4 protein-coding genes are annotated in these 4226 nt (G+C 63.9%); all 4 read left to right on the forward strand.

The genetic code is table 11. From position 1 onward, the window contains the following. Window positions 1-66: 66 nt before the first annotated feature. The 4 genes from NZM16_RS08685 to NZM16_RS08700 all read left to right on the forward strand — a co-directional run bounded on the left by NZM16_RS08685 (window position 67) and on the right by NZM16_RS08700 (window position 4065). On the forward strand, window positions 67-882 hold the full coding sequence (locus NZM16_RS08685; protein WP_295479958.1) for an inositol monophosphatase family protein: 816 nt from the start codon (window positions 67-69) through the stop codon (window positions 880-882). Window positions 883-1264: 382 nt separating this feature from the next. Next, window positions 1265-1486 (forward strand): cold-shock protein, encoded by a 222-nt coding sequence (locus tag NZM16_RS08690; RefSeq protein WP_295448925.1) that lies wholly within the window; start codon window positions 1265-1267, stop codon window positions 1484-1486. 296 nt (window positions 1487-1782) lie between these two features. After that, window positions 1783-2352 (forward strand): SMC-Scp complex subunit ScpB, encoded by a 570-nt coding sequence (scpB, locus tag NZM16_RS08695; protein ID WP_295479960.1) that lies wholly within the window; start codon window positions 1783-1785, stop codon window positions 2350-2352. Between the two features lie 573 nt (window positions 2353-2925). Continuing rightward, window positions 2926-4065, forward strand: coding sequence for a saccharopine dehydrogenase family protein (locus NZM16_RS08700; protein ID WP_295479962.1), 1140 nt, complete (start codon window positions 2926-2928; stop codon window positions 4063-4065). The last annotated feature ends 161 nt before the right edge of the window (window positions 4066-4226 follow it).

The following is a 4226-nucleotide window of genomic DNA, read 5'->3' on the forward strand; positions in this document are numbered from 1 at the left end:
GGGCGCTGAAGGCGCCCACCCCAGCCCGAAAAATCCTCTCGTTGAACAACAAAGGAGGAGCCACCGATGACGGCTTTTGCCTCAACGCTGGATCAGGCTTATCGGGTTGCTGTAGAGGCTGCACTGGAGGCGGGGCGGATCCTCCGCTGGCATTTCCAGCGCGGCCTGGAGATCCGGCATAAGGGAGAGATCGATCTGGTCACTGAGGCCGATGTGGCCGCCGAACGGGCGGCCCTCTCCCGGATCCAGGGCGTCTTCCCGGAGCATGCGGTGCTGGCGGAGGAGAGCGGGGAGATGGATCGCGCCTCGCCATGGCTCTGGGTGGTGGATCCCCTGGATGGCACCACGAATTTCGCCCATGGATTCCCCGTTTTCTCCGTCTCCATCGCGCTGCTTCACGAAGGGCAGCGGGTGCTGGGGGTGGTCTACGATGTGATGCGCGATGAACTGTTCACAGCGCGGCGTGGCGAGGGGGCCTTCCTGAACGGGCGGCCCATCCGGGTCACGCGAACCCCGCGACTGGAGGACGCTCTGCTGGTGACTGGATTCCCATATGATCGTCAGGAATCCCCTCTGGACAACACCCGCGAGTTCGTGGCGTTGCTGCGACGCTGCCACGGGGTGCTGCGCGTGGGGTCTGCAGCTCTGGATCTGGCGTCGGTCGCGGCGGGGCGTCTGGATGGATACTGGGAGTTCCGGCTAAGCCCATGGGATCTGGCGGCGGGGGCTTTGCTGGTCGAAGAGGCAGGCGGGCGTGTCACCACCCCGCAGGGAGATCCGTTGCCTCCGCTGGGAACGGATATCGTGGCCACGAACGGCCTGATCCACGCCGAGCTTCTGGAAGTTCTGATCGCATGTCGGGCAGGTCTCTCGAAGCGCTGAAGCCCTCGGGGCTTGCCCTTGAGCACAAGAGCCCATTGCCCCTTTCCCCAGATCCCTCCTCCCGAGGCCCCCTGGGCCCTGGGGAGAAAGAATCTTTACACGCAGCTGGGGGCTGGTCCGATGATTTTGGCATACATCCGACGGGCGCTTTTGCTTGACAAAATCCGTGTTTTGATTATGATAGTTCCCGGAACGAGCAACCGGAGCGTGAGGGGGATGTTCTGAAAGTTTGGCCGTCGGGTCAACGCAGGACTCGCCCGACGGCTTTTTTGTTTCCGATAGATAGGGCGTCCCCTGCGTTCGGCGGGATCGTTCCATCTAAAAAGAGGAGCGGAAGTCCGCCCCTTGCGGGCTTCAAAATCTTTTCTAAGGAGTTGCAGCAATGGCTGGTCAGCGTGTCAAGGGCACCGTCCGCTGGTTCAACCGGACGAAGGGGTATGGCTTCATCCGGCCGGACGAAGGGGACCGCGACGTTTTCGTCCACTACTCCGCCATCGTCGGTCAGGGGTTCCGCAACCTTGAGGAGGGCGAGCGGGTGGAGTTCACCATCCGCGAGACGCCCAAGGGCCTCCAGGCCGAGCAGGTCGTCCGCTTGTCCGAATGACCACGGTGTCCGCTCACCTGCATGGGGCAGAGGGAGCCTCCGCAAGGAGGCTCCCTCTGTTTTTCAGGAAATGGGTTCTTGCGGGTAAAGCCGCAGATCGCTCCCCGTCAGGATATAGCTGCCGTAGCCTGGAAGTAGAAGGCAGGATGGGGAAGTCGCTGCCCCATCGCTCCAGCTTTTCCGGTGGGAGGGGAGAGGCCGGGTAGCCTGTGGCGGGATGCGCTATACTGGGTAAAAGGTGCGATCGCACGACGGTTGATCCGACCCCACAAGGCTCATCCGGCAAAGGTGAACCGATGTCTGAGATAGACGCGCTGTTCCAGCCAACGATCCTTCCCAACGGCCATCTGGCGCTGGACGCGCGGGTGGAGGCATTGCTCTTCGTGGCGGAGGAGCCGCCCACGATTGCCCAGCTCGCCCGGGCGCTGGAGGCCCCAGCGGAGGCCGTGGAGGAGGCGCTGAGGGTTCTCCAGGAGCGCCTGGGGGGGCGGGGGCTCCGGCTACAGCGACACGGGGATCGGGTGCAGCTGGTGACGGCCCCCGAGGCCGCAGAGGACGTGCGGCGTTTTCTCGGCCTGCGAGAGGGCGGGCGCCTCTCGATGGCCGCCCTGGAGACCCTGGCGATCATTGCCTACCGGCAGCCCATCACCCGGGCGGAGATCGAGGCCATCCGGGGCGTGAATTGCGATGGGGTGCTGCGGACCCTGTTGGCAAGAGGGTTGATCGAAGAAGTGGGTCGGGCGGAAGGCCCTGGCCGCCCGATTTTGTATGGGACCTCGATGCTCTTCCTCCAGCACTTCGGGCTGCGCTCGCTGGCCGATCTGCCGCCTCTGGACGGGGTCAAGGCGGAAGAACCTACCTCGTGAACTCGGTCCTGGGATCACTATGCCCTCGTTAACGAACGGTTCGATCAATCCGATCAAAACCCTGAGCTCCACTCAAAATTCCCTGGCTCCCGTCTAAGACAAGGGCGCGGGTGAAGCGCACAGGCGATGGGATCGAATCCTCTTGCAGCTCTGGCCGACACCGCGTTTCCCACTTGGGAATACGCTTCAATAGGCCGTGGAGAGGAAGTTCTTTCCATCAATCTTCCCATAGCGCAGCAATTCTGCTACAATGGAATTACCTCTCAGCGTGTTGGGGTCAGAATGTCGATGCGTTGTTCCAGAGATCCCTGGAAAGCATCTTCCCCTCCGGCCTGGCGAGATTTCCTCTGGGCTGCGCCGTGGATGCGTCGTTGCCACTTCTGGACTATCTGGGCGACTGCAGATTGCTGACCCCGGTTTTCCTCCTGTTGCCCACTTCCCGCGCCGATGGGTCATCGGGTCGACAGATCAGGGTGGCATGACCACCCTGCAGCCCGGCCTCCTTCCAGAGGAGCTTCTCACGAAGCCTGCCCTGCAAGGTGAAAGCCCACCTGATCCTCTTAGGAGGATGCCATGCGGATACTCGCCCTTGGCGGAGCCGGCGCGGTGGCCCGCGAGGCCACCCGCGACCTCTGTCGCTTCGGGAATGTTTTCCGCGAGATCGTGATCGCCGACATCGATCCGGGGAAGGCGGAACACCTCGCCCGCGAGATCGGCGATCCGCGCCTCCGCGTGATCTCCCTGGACGTTCGGGATGAGGAGGGATTGATCCGTCAGATCCGCGGGTTCGATGTGGTGATGAACGGACTACCCTTCGCCTACGACGTGCTGGTCACCCGCGCCTGTGTGGAGGCGGGGGTCAGCGGGGTGGATCTGGCCTTCGATGAGGCGCAGTTCGAGCTGGACGAGGCGGCCCGCTTGAAGGGCATGGTGTTCATCCCCGGGGTGGGGGCCACTCCGGGGACCACCAATGTGATGGCGGCGTATGGGGCGCGGTTCCTGGACGAAGTGGAGGCGATCGAGATCGCCTTCGCCGCCTTTCGATGCCTGGCGCCCTCCCCGGGCCTGCTGCGCACCACTTTGTGGGAGTTCAACCCCGAGGAGCCGGAACGGGGGATGGTCTACTACGAAGACGGGGCCTGGCGGCCGGCGCCGCCCTTCTCGGGGGAGCGGCGCGTCCGCTTCCACGACCAAATCGGGGAGCAGACGGTTTACTATGTGCCGCACGATGAGGCGCGGACGATGCCCCGCTCGTTCCCGGGGATCCGCCGGGTGGCCGTGCGGGGGTGCTTCCCGCCTCACGTGATGCGAGCGATGCACGCCTTGTATGAGATGGGCGCCCTCTCCTCTACGCCGGTTCCCCTCGACGGTCAGACCTACCCGGCCATCGACCTGGTGGCCCGTCTGCTATCGGCGTTGCCGGCCTCTCGGGAGAACCCGGTATGGGCTTACGGGCTGGTGGTAGAGGTCCACGGCCGCAAGGATGGGCATCCGCGCACCGTGACGTTGCGCAACCGCCATCCCCCACAGGAAACGTGGGGCGGGGAAGCCGCCTACTATCGTAACATCGGTGTTCCCCTGAGCATTGCGGCTCAGATGATCGCCCAGGGCGAGATCGCCGTCCGTGGCGTGGTTCCGCCGGAACGGGCGATCCCCCCGGAGCGGTTCTTTGAGGAGCTGGCCCGGCGGGGGATCGAGATCCTGGTGGAATGAAGGCCGCGCCTTGGGTCGGGAGGGGCCGCCCACGAATGGGGTTACGAATACACGAACGCCCGAATCATTCGTGTATTCGTGCCCCATTCGTGGACCCCCCGGCCTCTCGAATGGCTGGGCAGTCCTTTATGATCTTATGAAATCTGGAGGTCGGTATGCAT

This window comes from Thermoflexus sp., from assembly GCF_025055495.1.
Classification (GTDB): Bacteria; Chloroflexota; Anaerolineae; order Thermoflexales; family Thermoflexaceae; genus Thermoflexus.